The 23212-nt window shown below is 71.0% G+C and carries 19 protein-coding genes; 12 read left to right on the top strand and 7 right to left on the bottom strand.

The annotated features are described in order from the left end of the window. Position 1: 1 nt before the first annotated feature. Complete coding sequence (locus F0L68_RS02300) at positions 2–1675, bottom strand: ABC transporter substrate-binding protein (RefSeq protein ID WP_149847695.1); 1674 nt, start codon at positions 1673–1675, stop codon at positions 2–4. Positions 1676–1710: 35 nt separating this feature from the next. After that, positions 1711–3636: an AAA family ATPase gene (locus tag F0L68_RS02295; RefSeq protein ID WP_149847694.1), complete on the bottom strand. Its 1926-nt coding sequence runs from the start codon at positions 3634–3636 to the stop codon at positions 1711–1713. A gap of 330 nt (positions 3637–3966) precedes the next feature. Between F0L68_RS02295 and F0L68_RS02290 the strand changes: the two genes are divergently transcribed. From F0L68_RS02290 to F0L68_RS42100, 4 genes are all read left to right on the top strand, one after another. After that, positions 3967–5277 (top strand): glycoside hydrolase family 27 protein, encoded by a 1311-nt coding sequence (locus tag F0L68_RS02290; protein WP_149847693.1) that lies wholly within the window; start codon positions 3967–3969, stop codon positions 5275–5277. Between the two features lie 35 nt (positions 5278–5312). After that, positions 5313–6533: a glycoside hydrolase family 27 protein gene (locus F0L68_RS02285; protein ID WP_149847692.1), complete on the top strand. Its 1221-nt coding sequence runs from the start codon at positions 5313–5315 to the stop codon at positions 6531–6533. Positions 6534–6633: 100 nt separating this feature from the next. Continuing rightward, positions 6634–7581, top strand: a complete 948-nt coding sequence (locus F0L68_RS02280) for an SMP-30/gluconolactonase/LRE family protein (protein ID WP_149847691.1) — start codon at positions 6634–6636, stop codon at positions 7579–7581. 109 nt (positions 7582–7690) lie between these two features. Further along, a complete protein-coding gene (locus tag F0L68_RS42100; RefSeq protein ID WP_188316345.1) occupies positions 7691–7867 on the top strand; it encodes a hypothetical protein in 177 nt (58 codons plus the stop codon). A gap of 3 nt (positions 7868–7870) precedes the next feature. On the opposite strand, the gene F0L68_RS02275 is transcribed toward F0L68_RS42100, so the two are convergent. The 3 genes from F0L68_RS02275 to F0L68_RS02265 form a co-directional block, all read right to left on the bottom strand. Continuing rightward, positions 7871–9085 (bottom strand): GNAT family N-acetyltransferase, encoded by a 1215-nt coding sequence (locus tag F0L68_RS02275; RefSeq protein WP_149847690.1) that lies wholly within the window; start codon positions 9083–9085, stop codon positions 7871–7873. Positions 9086–9155: 70 nt separating this feature from the next. Next, the gene (locus F0L68_RS02270; RefSeq protein ID WP_149847689.1) at positions 9156–9806 is read right to left on the bottom strand and encodes a DUF4333 domain-containing protein; all 651 of its coding nucleotides are present in this window, start codon (positions 9804–9806) and stop codon (positions 9156–9158) included. Positions 9807–9929: 123 nt separating this feature from the next. Beyond that, positions 9930–12701 carry a DEAD/DEAH box helicase gene (locus tag F0L68_RS02265; protein WP_149847688.1) on the bottom strand — a complete coding sequence of 924 codons (2772 nt, stop codon included), beginning with the start codon at positions 12699–12701 and terminating at the stop codon, positions 9930–9932. Positions 12702–12865: 164 nt separating this feature from the next. On the opposite strand from F0L68_RS02265, the gene F0L68_RS02260 reads away from it, so the two are divergent. The 4 genes from F0L68_RS02260 (at position 12866) to F0L68_RS02245 (ending at position 16819) form a co-directional block, all read left to right on the top strand. Further along, positions 12866–13660: a PIG-L deacetylase family protein gene (locus F0L68_RS02260; protein ID WP_149847687.1), complete on the top strand. Its 795-nt coding sequence runs from the start codon at positions 12866–12868 to the stop codon at positions 13658–13660. A 360-nt stretch (positions 13661–14020) separates the two neighbouring features. Continuing rightward, positions 14021–15034 carry an amino acid ABC transporter permease gene (locus tag F0L68_RS02255; protein WP_149847686.1) on the top strand — a complete coding sequence of 338 codons (1014 nt, stop codon included), beginning with the start codon at positions 14021–14023 and terminating at the stop codon, positions 15032–15034. After that, entirely contained in the window at positions 15031–15795 is a 765-nt protein-coding gene (locus F0L68_RS02250) for an amino acid ABC transporter ATP-binding protein (RefSeq protein WP_149847685.1), read from the top strand. The genes F0L68_RS02255 and F0L68_RS02250 overlap by 4 nt, the downstream gene beginning before the upstream one ends. A gap of 49 nt (positions 15796–15844) precedes the next feature. After that, positions 15845–16819, top strand: a complete 975-nt coding sequence (locus F0L68_RS02245; protein WP_149847684.1) for an ABC transporter substrate-binding protein — start codon at positions 15845–15847, stop codon at positions 16817–16819. Positions 16820–16823: 4 nt separating this feature from the next. On the opposite strand, the gene F0L68_RS02240 is transcribed toward F0L68_RS02245, so the two are convergent. Further along, the gene (locus F0L68_RS02240; RefSeq protein WP_149847683.1) at positions 16824–17414 is read right to left on the bottom strand and encodes a hypothetical protein; all 591 of its coding nucleotides are present in this window, start codon (positions 17412–17414) and stop codon (positions 16824–16826) included. 55 nt (positions 17415–17469) lie between these two features. Beyond that, on the bottom strand, positions 17470–18228 hold the full coding sequence (locus tag F0L68_RS02235) for a bestrophin-like domain (RefSeq protein ID WP_149847682.1): 759 nt from the start codon (positions 18226–18228) through the stop codon (positions 17470–17472). Between the two features lie 344 nt (positions 18229–18572). On the opposite strand from F0L68_RS02235, the gene F0L68_RS02230 reads away from it, so the two are divergent. The 4 genes from F0L68_RS02230 to F0L68_RS02215 all read left to right on the top strand — a co-directional run bounded on the left by F0L68_RS02230 (position 18573) and on the right by F0L68_RS02215 (position 23197). Then, positions 18573–19739 (top strand): DUF6923 family protein, encoded by a 1167-nt coding sequence (locus tag F0L68_RS02230; protein ID WP_223198421.1) that lies wholly within the window; start codon positions 18573–18575, stop codon positions 19737–19739. 125 nt (positions 19740–19864) lie between these two features. Then, on the top strand, positions 19865–20368 hold the full coding sequence (locus F0L68_RS02225; RefSeq protein ID WP_149847680.1) for a hypothetical protein: 504 nt from the start codon (positions 19865–19867) through the stop codon (positions 20366–20368). Between the two features lie 30 nt (positions 20369–20398). After that, complete coding sequence (locus tag F0L68_RS02220) at positions 20399–22627, top strand: (Fe-S)-binding protein (protein WP_149847679.1); 2229 nt, start codon at positions 20399–20401, stop codon at positions 22625–22627. Between the two features lie 81 nt (positions 22628–22708). Continuing rightward, positions 22709–23197 carry a GNAT family N-acetyltransferase gene (locus F0L68_RS02215; RefSeq protein ID WP_188316344.1) on the top strand — a complete coding sequence of 163 codons (489 nt, stop codon included), beginning with the start codon at positions 22709–22711 and terminating at the stop codon, positions 23195–23197. Positions 23198–23212: the final 15 nt, after the last annotated feature.

The following is a 23212-nucleotide window of genomic DNA, read 5'->3' as shown; positions in this document are numbered from 1 at the left end:
GTTACTTGGGCGGCCCCGGCAGCGTACCGGTGCCGGAGGACAGCCCCTGCTCGGTGGCGCTGCCGTCCGGGTTCAGCTTGAGGATGGGGACCAGCTTGCTCGCCGGCACGCCGTCCTGGCCGTTGGTGGAGCCCTGGAAGTAGATGTAGCCGCTCGCGCCGGGCACGGCGTGCTGGGCGTCGATCGAGTAGAGGCCGTTGGTCAGCGCGGCGGCGGGTGGTGGCGTCGGGTTGGTCTGGGACACCACGTTGCGGGCCGCGGTGACCGCGGTCAGCACCGAGTCGTGCGCCATGATCGCGTGGCCGTCGTCGAGCCCCTTCGGGTCGGCGAAGTAGTGCAGGAAGCAGCCGACGCAGGTGGCGAAGCGCGCGACGGTCGACCGCGACACCGCGTCCTGGTCGAGCTGCCAGGTCTGCGGCGAGGCCAGCGCGGTGTAGACGACCTCGATGCCGGAGTTCTGCTCCACCCACAGCGGGCCCGCCCCCGGCGGACGCGGGATGTTGAGGTGGTCGACGTCGTCGCCGGTGACAACCGTGATCGGCGCGTCGGCGCACCGCCGCCCGGCGAGGTCGGCGACGAAGGTCTGCACGTCCTGGCTGCGGCCCGCGAACAGCACCACCCTGGGTCTGATCACGCACACGGTGTCCGCCTGGCGGCTGAGCGCGTTGCCGGCGGCCGGCTGCGACCCGTCGTAGAGCCCCTGCTCGTCCTGGAGCAGCACGTGGACCCTGTCGTTCCCCTGGTCACCCTCGCCGAAGGACTTCCGGTACGACTGGGCGAGGTCGGCGGCGTAGGTGTCGTTCTCCGCCTTGTCCTGGATCAGGTACGCCAGATAGGACTTCGGGTCGGCCGCGTCCCTCCACGCCTGCGTGCCCCTGAGGTAGTTGACCATCGCGTCGGTCTCGTTGTGGTCGGTCGGCGCGACCCGCACCAGCCCGGCCGCGGCCAGCTTCGCCGACGTGACTACCGCCCCGATCATCGGGATCTTGTTGCGCGCCAACTCGTCGACGGCCGCCTGCGTCTGCGTGGTGCTCGACCCGAGCCCGGCGACCGCGACCAGGTGCTGCTCGCCGACGGCGCGCACCAGCTGCGCCACCGTCTCCGACCAGTCCGTGCCCTTGAACCCGGTGTCGGCGACCAACAGCTTCACCAGCGGGCGGTCCGTGGCGAACGCGGCCGTCCCGTCGGGATGGTTGGCCCAGTGCTGGGCGAGGAACGCGCCCTCCAGCTCGTGCAGGATCGCGGACTGGCCGTTGATGTCGTCCGCCGGCGTGCGGATGGCGATCATGAAGGCGACGCTGACGAAGTTCCCGTCCGGCAGGCTGCGGTTCTCGTCCCTGATCCGGCCGGACACGTCGCCGAGGTAGTCGGCCAGCACGTCGCCGCCGTCGGTGACGCGCACGGTCGGTTGTCGCCACGGCGCCCACACCAGCAGCCCGATCACCAGCAACACCAACACTCCCACGGCGACCCAGGGCAGCGGCCTGCGGTGCAGGGGCCGCCTCGGGTTGAGCGGGCGGCCGTGTCGCACCTCGGCGGGCTCCTCCGCCGCGACCGGATCGGCGTCGGCGTCCGCCTCGGCTTCGGTGTCGGCGGCGCGCTTGGCCCGCACGCGGCGCTCGTCCTCGTCGGCGTCGCGCTGCCGCCCAGCTCGTCGCTCTTCCTCGTCGGCCATGCCTTGTCCCCTGGGGTTTCGTCGTCGGCGCCGGCTCAGCGGGCGGTCAGCTCCCGGTATCTCCTGGCCTCCTCGCGGTACCGGGTCATGCCGGCCGAGGCGACCTCGGCCAGGCGCAGGAAGCCCTCGGCGATCGTGTCGTTCATGGTCATCAACGGGTCCCGCACGGGGTCCGACCACAGCCATCGCGCGGTGACCATCGACCACAGCGTGTTCTCCACGACCGAACCGAGCACGGTCTCGGACCGCCCGCCCATCAGCCCGTCGTGCCGGTCGGTGGCCAGTTCCAGCGGGGTCCGGTCGCTGTCGCTCGGCGCGGAGGTGACGGTGTTGAACTCCGCGATCCAGGACTCGGCGTTCAGCTCGTGCAACCTGTCGCCGAGGTGGCGCACCGCGGGCCGCACGTCGCCGAGGGCCAGGTCGTGGTAAGCGGCGTCGAGGTTCAGCCGGTGGGTCAGGCAGTAGTCGCGGAGCATGGTGTGCACGGGTTTCCACCCGTCGCCGGCCACCGCGAGCTCGTGCAGCAGGAGCCTGCGCAGCCAGGGATGCAGGCCGACGCGGTGCGGCCGCCCGTCCTGCACCAGCCACATCCGGCTGACCAGTTCCTCGTACAGCGCGGTGCCGACCCCGCCGCCGCCCCTGGTGATGCCGGAACGCATCGCGGTGTCGAGGTCGCGCGCGGCCGACCAGCGGACCAGGTTCGCGCGCATCCGGTCCGGCAGCCCGGCGAACAGGTGCCCCGCCTGCTGTTCGAACGCGTCGAGCACGCGGCGGAAGTCGCCCTCCCGAGCCTGTCGGCCTGGCTGCGGTGTCGGGATCGCGGCGGCGACCGCGCGGACGCTCCACGGGTGCCCGTGGGTGAGGCGGTGCACGAACCGGCGACGCTCGCCGAGGGACCGGTCCAGCTCGGTGACGGCGAGGTCGCGCAGGTGCACCGGGTACCACCACGAGGCCGGATCCCGTTGCGGGCCACGACTCTCCCGCCAGTCCAGGTAGCTGGCCGTGTCCGGTTCGGGCATGCGGTTCGCGGGTTTGCGGTCGGTCTCCCACGGGAACATCCACGCGTCGGCGAGGCCGGTCAGCGCCGGCTGGGTGCGGCTGGCCGCGACGACGAGAACGGGGTCGGCCGCGCCGCCGCCCGACCTGGTCGCCCGGATGTCCGCCACGTCGTTGAGGAAGTCCGCCGCGCCGCCCGCGTCGCAGTTGTCCAGCAGGATCGCGCAGTTGAACCCGCGCCGCCTGCCGTAGCTGTCGGCGATGTCGGCGAGCAGCGCCTCGGTCAGCATGCGGGACGCCCTGGCCCGCTCGGCGCGGCCGGCCGAGTGCTGGCTCCAGTTCAGCGTCACGAGCGTGCGCAGGCCGCTGTGCTGCGGGTGGTCGAACTCCGACCGGTACCAGCCGAGTCCCCTGCGGTAGAGCTGTTCGACGGCCTGCCGAGAGCTCGCCGCGCGACCGACCAAGCGCTTGATCAGGTCGGGCGGCAGGCTGGGCAGGTGCAACGCCTGCGCCACGTCGAGCACGATGCCGCCCGCCGCGTCGGCGCGGTCCCGCAGGTTGGCCGCGCGGCGCAGCGCCTCGGCCAGCGCGTCCTGCGCCGCCGAGAGGTCGTCGGGCAGCCGGTCCTGCGCGGCGGCCAGCCGCCCGAGGGTGACCCTGGGGAAGTTGAGTCGGCCGAACTTGCGCCACGGGTGGCCGTGCAGGTCGTCGGCGAGGTCGCAGACGAGCCGCCAGGCCGACTCCGGCGGCCGGCGCGCGCAGTCGTGGAACACGTAGGGCACGGCGACCGAGTCGGCGCAGCTGTCGGTCAGATATCGCAGCAGCACGGTTTTCCCGGTGCCGCGCGGGCCGCAGAGCACGATGATCGGCAGTTCCCTGGGCTCGTCGCCGGTGCGCCGCATGCAGTGGTCGAACAGCTCACCCGTGACGCGCGAGCGTCCCGCCAGTGTCACGCGTCCGGTCACGCAGCCCCCCAAGTCGCGAGTCGCTCGCCACGGTTATCGGCCGGGCCGGCCGCAATGTGACAGCCCGCAACCGGTCGAACACGGATTCGTACCCGTTGTGCCGAAAGGGCGGAAACACGTCGAGCCAAGCACCGCTTATTGACCCGATGAATCACGCGAACTTCTCGCTTTCCCACCCGTTCCACCTGGCTCGTTGCTGAAGACAACCGATGTTCACGGCCGCAGTCCTTGCCTCAGCCCATCCCTGGCGGTACACCTAGAGCCGTTCAGGCTCGCCCGTACGCCGCCGGGCTGCCCCACTGGTGACTGTCCAAGGGGAAGTAGGCGGCGATGGTGACCCGTTGGCTCGGCGTTCTGCTCGGCGCGACACTCGGCTGGATCGGCGTGCTCGTGCCGATCCCCGGCACACCTCCGGCGCACCCGGTCGTCGCAGCAACCCCGCCGATGGGCTGGAGCAGCTGGAGTTCCATCCGGGGCAACGTGTCCGAGGCCGGCATCGAGGCGCAGGCGAAGGTCATGCACGACTCGCTGCTCGCGCACGGCTACCGCTACGTCAACATCGACGCGGGCTGGTCGGACCACCTCGACGGCTACGGCCGCAACACCTGGAACACCACCAAGTTCCCGCACGGCATCCCGACGCTCGCCGCACACCTCCACGCGCTCGGCCTCCGGTTCGGCCTCTACCTGGTGCCCGGCATCCCCAAGGCGGCCGTCGACGCGAACCTGCCGATCAACGAGACTCCCTACCACGCCAAGGACATCGCCGACACGAGCACGCTGGGCAACACCGTCGGGGACGCGTGGCGCATCGACTTCACCAAGCCGGGGGCCGCGCGGTACGTGCAGTCCCAGGCCGACCTGCTGGCGTCCTGGGGCGTCGACTACGTCAAGATGGACTTCGTCGGGCCCGGTGGCGGCCGCAACCCCGCGGACAACCGCGCCGACATCGCGCACTGGCACGACGCGATCGCGCACACCGGCCGCCCGATCCACCTCGAACTGTCCAACTCGCTGAGCTTCGCCAACGCCGACACCTGGCGGGCCGACAGCAACGGCTGGCGCATCGAGGGCGACGTCGAGTGCTACAGCCACTGCCCCGGCCTCACCAACTGGGACCTGCGCGTCGCCAAGCGGTTCGCCGACGTGCCCAAGTGGGTGCCCTTCGCCGGGCCCGGCGGCTGGAACGACCTGGACTCCCTGGAGATCGGCAACGGCAGCCGCGACGGCCTCACTCCCGACGAGCGGCAGAGCACCATGACGCTGTGGGCCGCGTCCGCCGCCCCACTGCTGCTGGGCACCGACCTGACCACAATGGACAGTCAGGATCTGCGCATGCTCACCAACGACGAGGTCGTCGCCGTCGACCAGGCAGGCCATCCCGCCCACCCGGTGTCCCAGGCGAGCCAGCAACAGACCTGGTTCAGCGACAACCACGACGGCAGCTACACCGTCGCCCTGTTCAACCTCGACGCGTCGACCGCCACCGTCACCGCCACCTGGCGCGACCTCGGCTTCACCGGCCGGGCGCTCGTCCGCGACCTGTGGACGCACACCGAACTCGGCCCGCAGCGGGACCGCTTCGCCGCCACGCTCCCCGCGCACGGCTCCCGGCTGCTGCGCGTCATCCCCGTCCACTAGCGCTGCGTCCACTAGCGCTGGCAAGGAGAACTCGCATGCGTAGACGACTGATCGGCGTGCTGGCGGCGCTGGGCGTGCTCGCCTCCGTCACCACCGCCGCGGTGCTCGGCGCGCCCGCCGCGCTGGCGCTGGACAACGGACTGGCCAAAACCCCGCCGATGGGGTTCAACAACTGGAACGCCATCGGCTGCTCGGTCACCGAGGCGTTCGTGCGCAAGACCGCCGACTTCATCCACACCTCCGGGCTGCAACAGGCCGGCTACACCTACGTCAACATCGACGACTGCTGGGCCCAACCCAACCGCGACTCGGCCGGCAACCTGGTGCCCAACCCGTCGAAGTTCCCCGACGGCATCTCGGGAACGGCGGCCTACGTGCACGGCCTCGGGCTGAAACTGGGACTGTACAACGACTCCGGCCTGATGACGTGCAGCAGCCACGGCTTCCCCGGCTCGTTCCACCACGAGGCCGCCGACGCCATGCAGTTCGCGAAATGGGGCGTCGACTACCTGAAAGACGACAACTGCAAGCAGGCCAGCGGACAGGACACCAGGGCGGCCACCATCAAGCGGTACACCGACATGCGCGACGGACTGGCCGCCGCGCAGCGGGCCACCGGGCAGGCCATCGTGTTCAGCATCTGTCAGAAGGGCGACAACGGGATCAACACCGAGGACTGGTCCCCCGCCGTCGGCAACCTCTGGCGCACCACCTCCGACGTGCACCCGACCTGGTCACGACTCCAGTCCATCATCGCCAAGAACATCCCGCTCGCCCAGTACGCCGGCCCCGGCGCCTGGAACGACCCCGACATGCTGGAGATCGGCAACGCCGGGCTGAGCACCACCGAGCAACGCACCCAGTTCTCCATGTGGGCCGAGATGGCCGCGCCGCTGCTGATCGGCACCGACCTGGCCAAGGCGACCGCGACCACGCTCGCCACCCTCGGCAACGCCGACGTCATCGCCGTCGACCAGGACCCGCTCGGCCGGCAGGGCACGCAGGTCGCGGACAACGGCGGCCTCCGCGTGCTCACCAAGCCGCTCAGCGGCGGGGACCGCGCCGTCGCGCTCTACAACGAGACCGGCTCGACCGCCACGATCGCGACCACGGCCGCCGCGGTCGGCCTGCCGGCCGCGCACTCCTACACACTCACCGACCTGTGGTCCAAAGGCCACACGACCTCCACGGGCGTGATCAGCGCGAGCGTGCCCGCGCACGGCACGGTCCTGCTGCGCGTGCACGCAGGCGGGTGAGTCGCGAGCCATCGCACGCGGCACATGGCAAGGTGACGGGGGCGGGTGGTCACGATCCACCCGCCCCGCAACACCGATCCAGCCGCCAGGAGCACCGAGGATGCGACTCATCCCGATCAACGGACGCGGTCCCGAGGACATCGCCGTCGACGCCGACGGCGACCTGCTGACCGGCGTCGCGGACGGCCGGATCCTGCGCGTCGATCCCGACGGCAGCAGGATCGCCACGGTCGCCGACACCGGCGGCCGACCGCTGGGCATCGAGATCGCCAAGGACGGCCACCTCGTGGTGTGCGACGCGCGCCGAGGGCTGCTCACCGTCGACCCGCGCACCGGCACCGTGCGCACGCTCGTCGACCGCGTCGACGGCGAGCGAATGCTGTTGTGCGACAACGCGACCGTGCTACCCGACGGCACCATCTACTTCACCGACTCGTCCCGCACGCACGACCTCGCGCACTACTCGGGAGACCTGCTGGCGCACCGCGGCACCGGGCGGCTGCTGCGGCGCGACCCCGACGGCAGCGTCACGGTCCTGCTGACCAGACTCCAGTTCGCCAACGGCGTCACCGCCTCGGCCGACGGGTCCTACGTCGCCGTCGCCGAGACCGGCGGCTACCGGATCACCCGGCTGTGGCTTGGCGGACCGCACGCCGGCGAGGCGGACGTGCTCGCCGACGACCTGCCCGGCTTCCCCGACAACCTCTCCACCGGCCGGCACGACACCATCTGGGCCGCGCTGCCGCAACCCCGAAACCCCGCGCTGGCCCTGCTGCACCGCGTGCCGCCGACGGCCCGCCGCGCGGCCGCGCCGATCGCCGCCGCGCTCGCCAAGCGCCCGCCCAGGACGAGCGGGCTGCTCGGCTTGGACGGCGCCGGACGGATCACCCGGCACGTCCGGCTGGTCGGCGGCGGCTACCGGTCGGTGACCGGCGTGCGGCAGCACGACGACCTGCTCTACCTCGGCAGCCTGGTGGAATCCGCCATCGCCGTCCTCGACGTGCCGATCGAACGCCGCACCACCGTCAACACTCGGTTGGCCACCTAGGCCTGTCCGGCAACGGCCTGTCCGGCAACCGAAACACGACGGAAACGGCACCGTCCCATCCGGCCAGCACAGTGGATCTCACCAGACCACGTGCGGACCGGGAGGGTCGATGTCCGAACCCTGCGCCACCTGCGGCACTGTCCAGCTCGCTTCGCCATCAACCTACTTCTGCTCGGACTCCTGCCAGCAGCGCTGGCACGAGCGGAGGGCGATTCCCATTGTCAGCAACCACTCCCCGACCGTGCCAGCGCAACTGGCCAACGCCGTCACGCGCTGGCAGACCTGACGCTCAGAAGAACGTGCCCGCCCACGGCCGCGCCTGCGCACAGAACAGCGCGTCGGCCGAGGCGAGCGCGTCCCGATCGGCCACCCGGACGCGGCCGACCGACGCCAGCGTCGACAGCCGCACGTCGCCAAGGTAGGCCATCGCCAACGTGTCCACGTCGACCTCAAGCTGCGCCGCGCTGTCGGTGCGGGACGCGCCGCCGGCACCGACGCGGTAGTTGCCGTCGTTGTCGGACAACAGCGCGTCGCGCACCCCGATCACCACGTCCGGCGCGTCACCGTAGGCGCGGGTGGCCAACGCGGCCGGCACGTCGACCAACCGCAGCCAGGTCTCGTCGACCACCTCGTTCACCGACACCGCCCTGCGGTCGGCGAACAACAGCTCGACCGGCTCCTCGAGCGGCCGCAGCGGCGCGACGACCTCGTCGACCAGGTCCACGTCGCAGGTGAACCGCCACAGGTCGGCCCGCGACTCGGGGGTCTCGGCCCACAGGTCGTGCACGACGAGCTCGCACTTCCCGGACAGCCCGTGGCCGGTCCGGGTCACCTGGTAGATCGCGTAACCGTCGTCGCCGTCCGCCCCTGCGTGCACGGCCACCACCAGTGCGTCGCCCTCCTTGGCCGCCCGACGCGACATGCTGCCCCAGTACTCCGGCCAACGGACGACCGCGCCGGGCGTCTCGAACGCGATGCGCTCGAACAGCGTGGGCAGCAGGCCGTCCAACGCCACCTCGGGGTCGACCAGCCGCACCTCACCGCCGCTCGGCACACCGGCACGCGGCGCCGCCCTCCGACGCTCGATCCGCACGGTCTGGCCGCGCGTCGCCACGCCGTACCCGAACCGGCCGTAGATGCCGCTCTCGCTGGCGCGCAGCGACGCCGCCACGTCACCCTGGCTGCGCACGTCCTCGAGCTGCACGCGCATCAACGCGCTCAGAATGCCCCGGCGGGTCCGGTCGGCCCGCACCCCGACCCGGCTGACCGCCGCCATCGGCACCACGGCACCGCCAGGCACCCGCAGCCCCGAGGCGAACGAGCTGGCCGTGCCGATCATCGCGTCGCCGTCGAACGCGCCGAACGTCCTACCGGGATGGTAGGTCTGGGCGGCCTGCGCCCAGTGTTCGCCCTCAAGCGGCTTGAAGTGAAGAGTCGCGCAGAACAAGCGGTGCGCGTCCCGCAACTGCGAGGAGTCCAGGACCCGGACATCGTGATCGGTCACGGTCCGATACTGCCCTGGACTCCCCGCTGGTGCGAACTAGTTTATTCGCCTAGCGAACAACCGAGGGTCGTCAGCCCTGCGGCTGGCCGACCTCGTACTCGCCGTCGTCGGTCTTCACCGTGATCGCGACGGTCTTGTCCTTGCCGCCGATCGTCGCGGTGCAGTTGAAGGTGGCGCCCTTCTTGACCTCCTGGCCGGCAGGGCACTTGGCCCCCGACACGTCGGCGATCTTGTAGTTGTCCTTCAGGATGCTCACCACGCCGGTCTGCACCGCGGCGTTGTCGAACACCTTCTTGTTCATGAACCCCGGCGCGACGAACGCGAGCACCGCGAACACGCCGAGCAGCACCACAACCACGGCGATGACGATCCACATCGTCGCACCGGACTTCTTCTTCGGCTGCTGCGGCGCACCCGGGTAGCCGGGCTGCTGGCCGTACTGGCCGGGGAACTGCTGCGTCGGCTGCGGCTGCCCGTACTGACCGGGCTGCTGGCCGTACTGGCCGGGGAACTGCGGCTGACCCGGCTGCTGGCCGTAGCCGCCCTGCTGCGCCGGATCCGGTTGCCCATAACCGGGCTGCGCCCCCTGCTGGGGGTAGCCGCCCTGGTTGGGAAAGCCGCCGGACGGCGTGCCGGGGGTGTACCCACCGCCGTAGGGCTGCGGCTGCTGGCCCCACTGCTGCGGGTCGTTCCCCCCGGACGGTCCGTACGGGCTGGTCATGATGGGGCCTCCGGATTCGGGGACGGACACGTGAAGAATCGGCGACGGCCGCCGATCACTGGCCGTCGGGCGCGATCAAACCACAGGATCACGCCCCGGCGCTGGCCGCCCCGCAAAGCTTGTTCAGACCGTGGCCATAGCTACCACACCTCGACGCAGGGCGTCCACGGCCTTCGACGCGACTGCGCCAACCGGGTCACCTCCACCCATCACGTCGCGAACCTGGTCCAGCAGGTCGATCACCTGCCGGCACCACCGCACGAAGTCGCCAGCCGATAGTTCCTGGCCGTTCGCCTCGGCCGCGATGAGCACCTTCTCCAGGGATTCTCCCCGCGCCCACCGGAAGACCGGCCACGCGAAACCCGCGTCGGGCTGCCTGGTGCGGTCGAGCTTGTGCCGCCGCTCGTCCTCCTCCAGGTCGACCCACAACCGCTGGGTGGCCAGCAGCGCGTCCGCGACCTGGCCGGCCGGCAGGCGCGGCTCCGTCAAACCGTCCCTGCGCGCCTCGTACACCAACGCCGACACCACCGAGGCCAGCTCGGCGGGGCCGAGCCCGCGCCACACGCCCCGCCGCAGGCACTCCGCCGCCAGCAGGTCCGACTCGCTGTAGAGCCGGGTCAGCCGCTGCCCGTGCTCGGTGACCTTCTCCTCGCCCGCCTCGTCGGCGGCCAGGTAGCCGCGCTCCCGCAGCAGCGCCCGAATCCGGTCGAACGCCCTGGCCAGCGAGTGCGTCGTCGCCGCGACCTTGCGCTCCACCTGCTCGGTCTCCGCGAGCAGCCGGTAGTACCGCTCAGCCCACCTCGCGTGGTCCTCGCGCTCCTGGCAGCCGTGGCAGGGATGCGCCCGCAACGCCCTGCGCAGCGTCGCCAGCTCCGCGTCGTCGTCGGGGTTGGACCGCCGCCTGCCCCGGCTCGGCGCGACGATGCCCGTGTTGCGCAGACCCTCGGCCAGCTCCCGGCGCGACTTGGGCGACCGCACGTCGACCTGCTTGGGCAGCTTCACCCGACCGAGCACCTCGACCGGGGTCGGGAAGTCGGACACGGACAGCCTGCCGGCCCAGCGGTCCTCCGTGACCACCAGCGGACGCGGCTCGCCAAGCGGTTCGAGGCCGGGGTCGATCACCAGCGCCAGCCCGATCCGGCGGCCCGACGGCACCGCGATGACATCGCCCTTGCGCAGCTTCTCCAGCGACGCGGCCGCCTCCGCCCTGCGGTCGTTGCTGTTCTGCTTGGCCAGCGCCTTCTCCCGGTCCGACACCCGCCGCCGCAGCGCCGCGTACTCGGTGAAGTCGCCGAGGTGGCAGGTCATCGACTCGGCATAGCCGGCCAGCGCCTCCTTGCCGCGCTCGATCCGCCTGGACAGGCCGACCACCGACCGGTCCGCCTGGAACTGCGCGAAGGACTGCTCCAGCAGCTCGCGGGCCGCCGAGGCGCCGACCTGGTGCACCAGGTTGACCGCCATGTTGTAGCCGGGCCGGAACGAGGAGCGCAGCGGGAACGTGCGGGTGGAGGCGAGGCCGGCGACCTGCTTGGGGTCGATGCCGGGCTGCCACACCACCACGGCGTGTCCCTCGACGTCGATGCCGCGCCGGCCGGCCCGGCCGGTGAGCTGCGTGTACTCCCCCGGCGTCAGGTCGACGTGCGCCTCGCCGTTGTACTTGACCAGCTTCTCCAGCACGACGGTCCTGGCCGGCATGTTGATGCCCAGCGCCAGCGTCTCGGTGGCGAACACGACCTTGACCAGGCCGCGGACGAACAGCTCCTCCACGGTCTCCTTGAAGGCGGGCAGCAGCCCGGCGTGGTGGCTGGCGATACCGCGCTCCAGCGCCTCGCGCCACTCCCAGTACCCGAGCACCCCGAGGTCGCCCTCCGGCAGGTCCCTGGTGCGCTGGTCGATGATCGTGCGGATCTCCTCGACCTCGTCCGGCCCGTTGAGCCGCAGTCCGGCGCGCACGCACTGGCCGACCGCGGCGTCGCAACCCGCCCTGCTGAACACGAACACGATGGCCGGCAGCAGCCCCGCGTTGTCCAGCCGCTGCACCACGTCGACCCTGGAGGCCGGCCGGAAGCCCGTCCTGCGCTGGCCGCCGAGCTGCTGGCCCGCCTTGCCGCCGCGCCGCTGGCGGCCCCACGGCACGTGCAGCCTGCCGAGGTCCTCGGCGCGCCGCAGCAGCTCGGGGTTGATCCGAGCCTCGCTGTCCTGGGCCTCGCCGACGAACAGGTCGAGCATGCGGTTGCCGACCAGCATGTGCTGCCACAGCGGCACCGGCCGGTGCTCGTCCACCACGACCGTGGTGTCGCCGCGGACCTCGACGAGCCATTCGCCGAACTCCTCGGCGTTGCTGACCGTCGCAGAGAGGCTGACCAGCTGCACGTGCTCCGGCAGGTGCAGGATCACCTCCTCCCACACCGCGCCGCGGAACCGGTCGGCCAGGTAGTGCACCTCGTCCATCACCACGTAGGACAGGCCGTTGAGCGCGGAGGAGCCCGCGTAGAGCATGTTGCGCAGCACCTCGGTGGTCATCACGACCACGGGCGCGTCGCCGTTGATGGAGGTGTCGCCGGTGAGCAGGCCGACCGACTCCGCCCCGTACCGCGCGGTGAGGTCGGCGAACTTCTGGTTGGACAGCGCCTTGATCGGCGTCGTGTAGAAGCACTTGCGGCCACGGGCGAGGGCGAGGTGCACGGCGAACTCGCCGACCACCGTCTTGCCGGCGCCGGTTGGCGCGCACACCAGCACCCCGTGTCCGTTCTCCAGCGCCTCGCAGGCCTCGAGCTGGAACGGGTCCAGCTCGAAGGACAGCACCGGCAGGAAGTCGGTCAACTTCGGCCGGAGCGCACGGCGGCGGGACTCTTCGTATGCCTCGGCAGGGGTCCGAGAAGGACTGTCGACCACGCCTCAAGGCTGTCACATCCCACCGACAAGGTGGTGGCGGACCGGCCAGACTTGATTTCGGTCTACACTGAAGCCATCGTGATTCCTACTCAAGAAGGATTCTCGCCGCACTGGAATTCCAGGTCACCACCGTCGGCGCAGGGCCGTCTGGGAGCATGGTGATCATGGCCACGGTCCTCGCCTTTCACGCCCATCCGGACGACGAGGCGCTGCTGACCGGGGGAACGCTGGCCCGGCTGGCCACGGAGGGGCACCGGGTCGTCATCGCCGTCGCCTGCGACGGCCTGATGGGCGAGGCGACCGGCCCGGACGGGCAGGCCAGGCTGGACGAGCTCAGGGCCAGCGCGGCGGCGCTGGGTGTCGCGAGGGTCGTGCACCTCGGCTACGCCGACAGCGGGCACGGGCCGGTGCTCTATCCGGACCCGCCGGACCGCACCCGCTTCGCCAGGGCCACCGTCGAGGACGCCGCCGCCCGGCTCGCCGACCTGCTCCGCGAGGAGCGCGTCGAGGTGCTGCTGAGCTACGACCCGATGGGCGGCTACGGGCACCGCGACCACGTGCGGGTGCACCGGGTCGGCGCCATGGCCGCCGAGCTGGCCGGCACGCCCCGCGTGCTGGAGGCCACCATGCCGCGCGAGCCCGTCGTCAGGCTGTTCGCCGTGCTGCGCTTCCTTCGGCTGCCGCTGCGGTACGACCCGGCGGTCATCCGCTCCGCGTACAGCGCGCGCGCCGCGATCACGCACCGGATCGACGTCCGAGGGTTCGCCGCGCAGAAGCGCGCGGCGCTCGCCGCGCACCGGTCCCAGACCCACGGCAGGGGCCGGGCCGCGCCCGTGTTCCGGGCGCTACTTCGGTTGCCAGCGCCCGTTTTCGGGCTCCTGCTCGGCCGGGAGTGGTTTGTCGAGCCTGCCGCGACCCCGGCGGCCAGGCCGCACGGGCACATCCTGCGCACCCCGTAGCGGCGCCGCCGCCTGTCAACCACGGGTCGCGGCCGTTTCAGCGACTGGACACCTCGGGCCGGCGTCTTGTTCGGCCACCACGAGCGTCGCTACCGTTTCACCACTGGTCAGCACAACTGTCGACAGAGCCGGGAGGCGCCCGATGAACCGCACGGTTCTCTGCTCGCGCCGGCACGTGGACTTCGGTCACACCGACAGCGACATCTGTCGCGGCTGACGACGCACCAGGCCTAGCGCAGCCACGCAGCACCACTCCGTTCCGCTCAGGAACGGCACTCCCGCACGCCGTGACGACGTCCGCCCCGCCCTTCCGGCGCCGGGCGGCGGCGGCGTTCCCGTTCCCCCGCAGGAGGAACCGTCATGAGCCTGTCCTCCGAACCCGTTCGGCTCGCCGCCGCCGATCCGCCGACAGCGACGCCGGCCGCGCAGGACGAGTCCGCCGAACTGGCCGCGCTCCCGGTGGTGCCGGCACGCCACCCGTGGCGGTGGGTCGGCGTCGTCGTGGTGCTCGTGCTCGTCGCGCAGTTCGCGCACGGGCTGGCCACCAACCCCGGCTGGGACTGGGCCACCGTCGGCCAGTACCTGACCGCGGACGTGATCGTCCACGCCGTCGGCGTCACCATCCAGCTCACCGTGTACGGCACGGTGCTCGGGTTCGCGCTCGGCGTGGTGGTGGCGCTGATGCGGCTGTCGAGGAGTTCCTTCCTCCAGACGGTGGGCTGGACCTATGTCTGGGCGTTCCGGTCCATCCCCCTGATCGTGCAACTGCTGTTCTGGTTCAACATCTCCTATCTCTACCAACGGTTCGACGTCGGCGTGCCGTTCGGCCCCGCGCTGTTGTCCTTCGAGACCAAGGACCTGGTCAGTCCGATCGGCGCTGCCGTGCTCGGGCTCGCCCTGCACCAGGCGGCCTACGCCGCGGAGATCGTGCGCTCCGGCATCATCGCCGTCGACCACGGGCAGCTCGACGCGGCCGCGGCGCTCGGCATCCCGAAGGGGCGACAGTTCCGCCGAATCGTGCTGCCGCAGGCGATGCGGTCGATCCTGCCGAACGCGGCCAACGAGGTGATCAGCCTGTTCAAGGGCACCTCGGTGGTGTCGGTAATGGCCATCGGCGAGCTGTTCTACCAGGTGCAGGTGATCTACGGCCGCAACACGCGCGTGGTCGCGCTGCTCATGGTCGCCACGATCTGGTACGTCGCGCTGACCACCGTGCTGTCGGTCGTCCAGTACTACGTGGAACGCCACTACGCCAAGGGGTCCGCGCGCAGCCTGCCGCCGACCCCGTTGCAGCGCGCCAGGACGAGGCTGCGCCAGCTGAGGGCCGCCGCCGCGCGCCGCGACCTGAGTCCAGTCGGGGAGGCGAGTCGATGAGTCGTCCGATGGTCGACCTGCGGGGCGTGTACAAGAGCTTCGGCACGCTCGAAGTCCTGCGTGGCGTGGATCTCCGGGTCAGGACCGGCGAGGTGACGGTCGTCCTCGGGCCGTCCGGCTCGGGCAAGTCGACCCTGCTGCGCAGCATCAACCACCTGGAGAAGGTGGACAGGGGCCACGTCAGCGTCGACGGCGAGCTGATGGGCTACCGCCGGGTCGGCGACCGGCTGCACGAACTGAAGGAGCGCGACATCCTGCGGCAGCGGACCCACATCGGGTTCGTCTTCCAGAGCTTCAACCTGTTCCCGCACCTGACCGTGCTGGACAACGTGGCCGAGGCGCCCCTGTCGGCGCAGCGCCGGCCAAGGCGGGAGGTCTATCCGGTGGCGCGACGGCTGCTCGACCGGGTGGGCCTGGCCGACAAGGCGGACGCGTTTCCCCGCCAGCTCTCCGGCGGTCAGCAGCAGCGCGTCGCGATCGCCCGCGCGCTGGCGCTTGACCCGAAGCTGGTGCTGTTCGACGAGCCGACCTCGGCGCTGGATCCCGAGCTGGTCGGCGAGGTGCTTGACGTCATGCGGGACCTCGCCCGCAGCGGCACCACCATGATCGTGGTGACCCACGAGGTCGGGTTCGCCCGCGAGGTGGCCGACTCCGTGGTGTTCATGGACGACGGGCTCGTCCTCGAACAGGGGCCGCCAGCCCAGGTGTTGGACGCGCCGCGCCACGAGCGCACCCGCGCGTTCCTGTCCAAGGTTCTCTGACCCCGCTTCGCCCGTCCCGCAACGCAGTTCGCCCCACTGGAGGAAGCACGTGTCCATCCTCGACCGACGCCGCCGGCCCGCCGCCGCAGCCCTGACCATCGTCGCCGCTCTCGCGCTGGCCGGCTGCGGCGGCAGCGCGGGGGCGAACGGCACGTCCACCGCGGCTGGGCCGTCCGGGCAGACCGTCAACCTCAGCCCGGACCAGCACCGGATCACCGCGGACAAGGTGGACGGGATCGCCGCCGAGGTGCCGGCCGACGTGCGCGCCGGCGGCAGGCTCGTCATCGGCGGCACCGCGGGTTCCGTGCCGCCACTGGGTTTCTACGCCACCGACGACAAGACGCCCATCGGCGTCGAGAACGACATCGCGTGGCTGGTCGCCGGCGTCCTCGGCCTCCAACCGCAGCTGGAGGTGACCTCCTGGGAGAACCTGTTCGTCGGCCTGGACAGCGGCAAGTACCAGGCGGGCTTCTCGAACATCACCGTCACCGAGGCACGCAAGGAGAAGTACGACTTCGCGACCTACCGGCTGGACACGCTCGCCTTCGAGGCGAAGAAGGGCGGCAACTGGAAGGTCGCCGGGCCAAAGGACGTCGCAGGCAAGACGATCGCGGTCGGCTCCGGCACCAACCAGGAGAAGATCCTGGTGAGCTGGAGCCAACAGGACGAGCGCGCCGGCCTCAAACCGGTCGACATCAAGTACTTCCAGAACGCGTCGGACTACTACCTCGCCCTCCAGTCCGGCCGGATCGACGCGTATCTCGGCCCGAACCCGAGCGCGAGCTACCACGCTGCCACGTCGGGCCAGACCGAGATCATCGGCACCCAGTCCGGCGGCGGCGACCTCGTCGGCAAGATCGCGGCCACGACGAAGAAGGACAACGGGCTGGTCAAGCCGTTCGCCGACGCGCTCAACGAGCTGATCAGGAACGGCAAGTACGCCGAGGTGCTCAAGCGCTGGGGCCTGTCCAACGAGGCCGTGCCGACCTCGGAGGTCAACCCGCCCGGCCTGCCCAAGAGCTGACAGTTCAGGGAGTCGCGCGCAGGACCCAGTCGACGTAGCCGCGCTCCTCAACCGGCACCCCGCGCCGGATCAGCTCGCGGAAGATCCGGCCCTGCGCGGCCAGTTCCCGGTTCGCGCCCGGCGCGGGCGGCTCGCGGTCGGTGCCGACCGTGGTCAACCGCATCAGCACCGGGCCGGGCGCGTGCCGGGGGATGTCTCCGCGCCGCAGACCCGCCCCCGGCTCGACCGCCAACCGCACCAGCCAGGTGTCGTGCGAGTCGGGGCTGGGGCGGTGCAGGAACACCAGCCCACCGATGTCGGCCCACCGGGTCGTGCGCCGCCGCCACGGCCGGAGCACGGTGACCCCGGCGTCGTCGAGGCGAACGCCGAACCCGCGCCGCAGCACCAGGAACAGCCCGACGGCCAGCACCGCGGGCGCGAGGATCGCCAGCCACAGCTCGCGGAGGACGCCAGCCAGCGCCAGCGCGCCGCCCGCCGCGACACAGATCAGGTACAGGCCGAGACCGAGGTAGAGCCCCGGCATCGGCAGCAGCCGCACCGTCTCGCCGTCGATCCCACGTCGGGGCCCCATGCCGTGCTGCGCAGCCGGTTCCACCGGGCCTCCGTGTCACCCTCGGGTGCGGCCACGGTCGCACGCCGACGATCACCGGTCAACCGAGGTGTGACCCGAAACGGTCCAGCGCCAGCCGGAACGCCTCAGGAGTCACCCGCGCGCCGCCGCCGAAGGGGTTCTGCAACTGGTAGATCGCGAACAGCAGCAACACCATTGTGGCGCTGAGGGTCACCATGATGATGGCGTGCGCGGCGAACTTGGGGCCGCCGAACAGATGCGGGAACAGGATGGAGATCAGCGCGCCGATGATCAGCGCCAGCCACACCACGGGATTCACCCGCTCGGCGGCACGCTCCAGCCGGTCCTGCCGCGCCATGTACAGCTCCAGCATCGGATCAGTGGCGGCCTGCGCCTGCACCGAGGTCGTGGTGTCCGAGGCGATGGCGGCGTGCAGTTTGTCCAGCAGTTCCCCGCCGCGTGCGCTGACCGATTCGCCGCGCGCCATGGCAGGCCACTCCTCGTCGGCGACCTCCTTCGCATAGCTTTGGCAGAGTTCCTGAATCTGCGCCCGCACGGCGGCAGGGCGGGAATCCGCCGCCCAGTACACCGCGACGAGGTTGTCCGCTTCCCTGGCCGTACTGGCTCGTGCGCTGGTGATTCCGTCGAACTGGGCGATCAGGACGAACGCGATCAGCACGGCGCTCAACCCGCCGACGATGCTGAAGACCTTGCCGGCCGCGTCGTTGTTCGCCTCGCGCAGCTCGGCCGACCCGAATCGTCGAATCGCGACGGTCAGCCCCACCGCGAACACCGAGGCGGCCAGCACCCAGAGCAGCCCCTCGAGATAAACACTCATTCGTCCGACTCCTATCACACTAATGGCGCAACAGAATCCGTCACGGTGCCGCCGACTAACCAGGAAACAGTCATAGGTCATTCTTTCGGCATCGCTTGACAGGGTCGGCTCAACAAAGCCCACTAGTCAGCAACTAGATCACCGGATACGGTTCCGGTAAAGCCTGCGATACGGGTGAATCCCGGAGATGCGAGCGTCGAATGCGCAGACAACACCGTGCCGCCGCAAGCATCGAGCGTCGACGATCGATCGCCCTGCGACTGTTCGCGTTGAGCGGTTCATTCGTACTGTGCGCGATTACGGCAATCGGGTGGCCACCGGCCGGTGCGGCGGCCCCGAGTTGCGTGTCCTATCAGGTGCGGACCGGTTCGTGGGGTACGTCGTCCACTCTGTCCCGGGTCGAACTGGCGACCGGCGAGACGAGCCGGGTCGCCGACCTCGGGTACACGGTGACCGCGATCGGCTACGCCGCCGACCAGGACACCGGCTACGGCATCGCCACGAGTCACCTCGGCCGGCAGTTCATCGACGGCGCGCACGTGGTGCGGTTCGACCGCCGGGGCGTCGTCACCGATCTCGGCCGGCCGGGCGGCACGGACGCGCCGTGGTGGGGCGACCCGTATCTCGAGCACTCCTACGGCGGCGAGGTGCTCGGCGGCACGCTGTACGTGCACGTGGACTTCCTCCTCTACGCCGTGGACGTCAACCCGGCCAGCGGTTCCTATCTGCGCGTGCTGCGCAGGACCGAACTCCGGCCCGCACTGCTGGGGTTGAGCGTCGGCGACATCGGCCGCGATCCGGCCAGCGGCGCGCTGTACGGGGTGTCCGCCACCGGCTACGGGTCGGCGCGGATCGTCCGCATCGATCCGGGCACCGGGGACGTCTCCGTCGTGTCGACCCCGGCCGGGCTGCCGGGTTCGCCGGTCTGGCCGGGCTACGGCTCGGTGGTCGTCGACGCGGAGCGAAACCTCTACGCCGTCAACGGCGCCGACGGCGGCAGCCGGCTCTACCGGGTGCGGCTGGACGGATCCGGCGGGGCCCAGGCGGTCGCCACGGGACCGGCCGTGTTCGAGACGGACGCGACCGGCTGCATCGCCGCCGCGCAGCCGCCGCCGACCACTCCCCCGCCCCCACCGCCGACAACCGGCCCGCCGCCGACGGTCCCGCCACCAGGCGGCACCCCGACCAACGCGCCGGGCCAGCCGAACGGACCGCCGCCGAACGGCGCAGTCCCGGGTGCCACAACGACTCCGCCGCCCGGCGCGGCGCAGCCACCCGGACCGGGCGGCACCGCTTCCTCGGTGCCGAGCGGGTCGGTCGCGCCGACCGCTCGGCCGTCCCAGCGGGCGTTCGCGCTGGCACCGGTCGGCCCCCGGCGTCCGGGCGAACCGCCGCCGTCGTCGCTGACCAGGCCCCGCGAACTGGTCATCGTGGTGGTGCTGCTGATCGTGCTCGGCGGTACCGCCGCGTCGTCCTCGCTGCGCGCGGGGCGCGCTCGTCGCGGCAGATAGCGGAATACGGAACGTTCCGTTGCGCCATGGGAGTGTATGGGCCACTCGGCCTCTGGCGCCCCGACGAATACCCTCACTAGCCTCCTCGAAGTGGCGTCGATCACACCGGCGGAGGAGGCCCAGCTATGAGATGGCGGGTTCGCCGGGCGGGCGACGCGGTCGCGGGCGCCGATCGAGGCGCGTTCGGGCGCGGCCCAGGTACCCCGAGGGATCCGTCGACCCAGGCGGACCGGCGGCAGGCCTTCCGCAGCCGCGTCGGCTATCCGTGCGTCCACTGTGGACTCCCGGTTCGGCTGACCGGCGCGCACGATCATCCGGGGCGCGCGGTCGTCGACCACGAGGGCGGCGTCGCCGGCGTGACCGAGGGCGGGCTGCCCAATCTCCAGCTGCGGCACCGGTTCTGCAACGATCCGCCGCCGGATCCCGGCGGCCTCGCGTCCAGCGGGATGGCCCTGCGGCGGGCTCGGCTCGGCTGGGCCACCGAGCGGTACGACGAGGGCGACCCGTCGGCCGGCGGAGACCTGACGCTCGGGTTGCCGCGCGGCACCGCGCTCTACCAGAAGTACTGGCGGGTTCGGACGATGCGCTACGCCATCAAGGCGTGCCGCTATTACGGACGCTCGCACTGACGCACACCTGTTACCGGACGCGGAGGGCTCGTGTTGGTTCGGTTGGTTCTCGGCCTGCTGTTGACCATCGTCGGGCTCGGCCTGGCTGGCAGGCGCGCATGGTGGCTGTTCCGGCTGATCCGTTCCGGTCAGCCGACCGGCGGCCGAACGGATGCCATCGGCGCGCGGGCTGCGGCGCAGCTGCGCGAGGTGTTCGGCCAGCGCAGGCTGCTGCGCTGGTCGGTGCCCGGCGTCGCGCACTTCGTCACGTTCTGGGGATTCGTGGTGCTGCTGTTCACCATCGTCGAGGCGTGGGGCGCGTTGTTCACCCCCGACTTCGCGTTCTGGTGGTTCGGGCGGCAGCCGTGGCTTGGCTTCCTCGAGGACCTGTTCACCGTCGGCGTGCTCGCCGGCCTCGCGACGTTCGCGGTGATCCGGGTGCGCAACGCGCCGCAGCGCAAGGAGCGGGCGTCCCGGTTCTACGGCTCGCACACCGGCCCTGCCTGGCTGGTGCTCGCGATGATCGCGAGCGTCATGGTGACCCTGTTGCTGTACCGGGCCGCACAGGTCAACACCGGGCACTTCCCGTTCGGCGACAGCGGTTGGCCATTCGCCTCCTGGCTGCTGGCAAAGCCGCTCGCCGGGCTGGGCGCGACCGCGAACTCCGTCGTCGAGACGGTGTTCCTGCTCGGCAACATCGGCGTCATCGTCGGTTTCCTGGTGCTGGTGCTGCACTCCAAGCACCTGCACATCTTCGTGGCACCGCTGAACGTCACCACCAAGCGGCTGCCGGACGCCCTCGGTCCGCTGCTGCCGATGGAGTCGCACGGCAAGCCGATCGACTTCGACGATCCTGGCGAGGACGACGTCTTCGGGCGGGGCAAGATCGAGGACTTCACCTGGAAGGGCATGCTGGACTTCGCCACCTGCACCGAGTGCGGCCGGTGTCAGAGCCAGTGTCCCGCCTGGAACACCGGGAAACCGTTGTCCCCCAAGCTGGTCATCATGGATCTGCGGGACCACCTGTTCGCCAAGGCTCCGTACCTCATCGACAGTGTCCCCACGCCCGAGGAGGGCAGCGTCGACATCGTGCCGGGCGGCGGGCACGGCGTGCCCGAGTCCGGATTCGGTCGGGTGCCCGGCTCAGGACCGGACCAGGCGGCCCGCCCGCTGGTCGGCACGGCGGAGGTCGGCGGGGTGATCGATCCCGAGGTCCTGTGGTCCTGCACCACCTGCGGCGCATGCGTCGAGCAGTGCCCGGTGGACATCGAGCACGTCGACCACATCGTGGACCTGCGGCGCTACCAGGTGATGATCGAGTCGGAGTTCCCAAGCGAGCTCGGCACCCTGTTCCGCAACCTGGAGAACAAGGGCAACCCGTGGGGACAGAACAACGCGGGGCGGCTCGACTGGGCCAAGGACCTCGACTTCGAGGTGCCGGTGTTCGACGGCGCGCTCGCCGAGGACGTCGAGTACGTGCTGTGGGTGGGTTGCGCCGGCGCGTTCGAGGACAGCGCGCGCAAGACCGTGCGGGCCACGGCGGAACTGCTGCACCTGGCCGGCGTGAACTACGTGGTGCTCGGCATGGAGGAAACCTGCACCGGCGACCCGGCGCGGCGCTCCGGCAACGAGTTCCTGTTCCAGATGATGGCGCAGCAGACGGTGGAGACGCTGAACGCGGTGTTCGAGGGCCGCGAACCGAACCAGCGCAAGATCGTGACGACCTGCCCGCACTGCATGAACACTCTCGGCCGGGAGTATCCGCAGTTGGCAGGGCACTACGAGGTCGTGCACCACACGCAGCTGCTGAACCGGCTGGTGCGGGTCGGCGCGCTGACCCCGGTCAAGCCGGTGGCCGGCGCCGAGGGGCCGACCGTGACCTACCACGATCCCTGCTATCTGGGCCGGCACAACAAGGTCTACGAGCCGCCGCGCGAACTGGTCGACCTCGCCGGGGCCACGCTCGCCGAGATGCCTCGGCACGCGGACCGGTCGCTGTGCTGCGGAGCCGGCGGCGCGCGGATGTGGATGGAGGAGAAGATCGGCAAGCGGATCAACCTGGAGCGGGTCGACGAAGCCATCGCCACCGAGGCCGAGACCATCGTCACCGGCTGCCCGTTCTGCCGGGTCATGCTCACCGACGGCCTTGACCAACGGCAGAGCGAGGCGGTGGCCACCAACGTCGAGGTGCGGGACGTGTCGCAGCTGCTGCTCGAGTCGGTCCGGCGTGGTTCGCCCGGCGCGTCGGCCGGGCAGGTCGAGTCGGCGAGGGAAGGCTGACCGAGGCACCGCGCGAAATCCGGTCGCACGGCACCGAAATCCGGTCGCGGTGCGGCGTGACCGGCGGTCATGCTGGCTGTCATGCAGATCAGACCCGTGCGCGTCGAGGACTGGCCGGCGATCTGGCCGTTCCTGCACGACATCGTCGCGGCCGGCGAGACCTACACCTACGACCGAGACCTCACCGAGGACCGGGCACGCTCGATCTGGCTGCTCGAACCGCCGGGGCACACGGTCATCGCCGTCGACGCGGCCGGCGTCGTGCTGGGCACCGCGAAGATGAACCCCAACCAGGCGGGCCCCGGCGCGCACGTCGCGAGCGCGAGCTTCATGGTGGCACCGGCGCACTCGGGCCGGGGCGTCGGGCGCGCGCTCGGCGAGTACGCCCTGGACTGGGCGAGGGCGGCGGGCTACCGCGCCATGCAGTTCAACGCGGTGGTGGAGACCAACACCAGGGCCGTCGCGCTGTGGAGGTCGCTTGGTTTCGCCGTGCTCGGCACGCTGCCGGAGGGGTTCGACCATCCGGTGCACGGCTTCGTGGGACTGCACATCATGCATCGCCCGCTCTGACCCATCTGCGTGCTT

The organism is Solihabitans fulvus, assembly GCF_008386585.1.
Classification (GTDB): Bacteria; Actinomycetota; Actinomycetes; order Mycobacteriales; family Pseudonocardiaceae; genus Solihabitans; species Solihabitans fulvus.
Note: the sequence above shows the minus strand (reverse complement) of the source record. Positions and strands in the feature narration are given on the sequence as shown.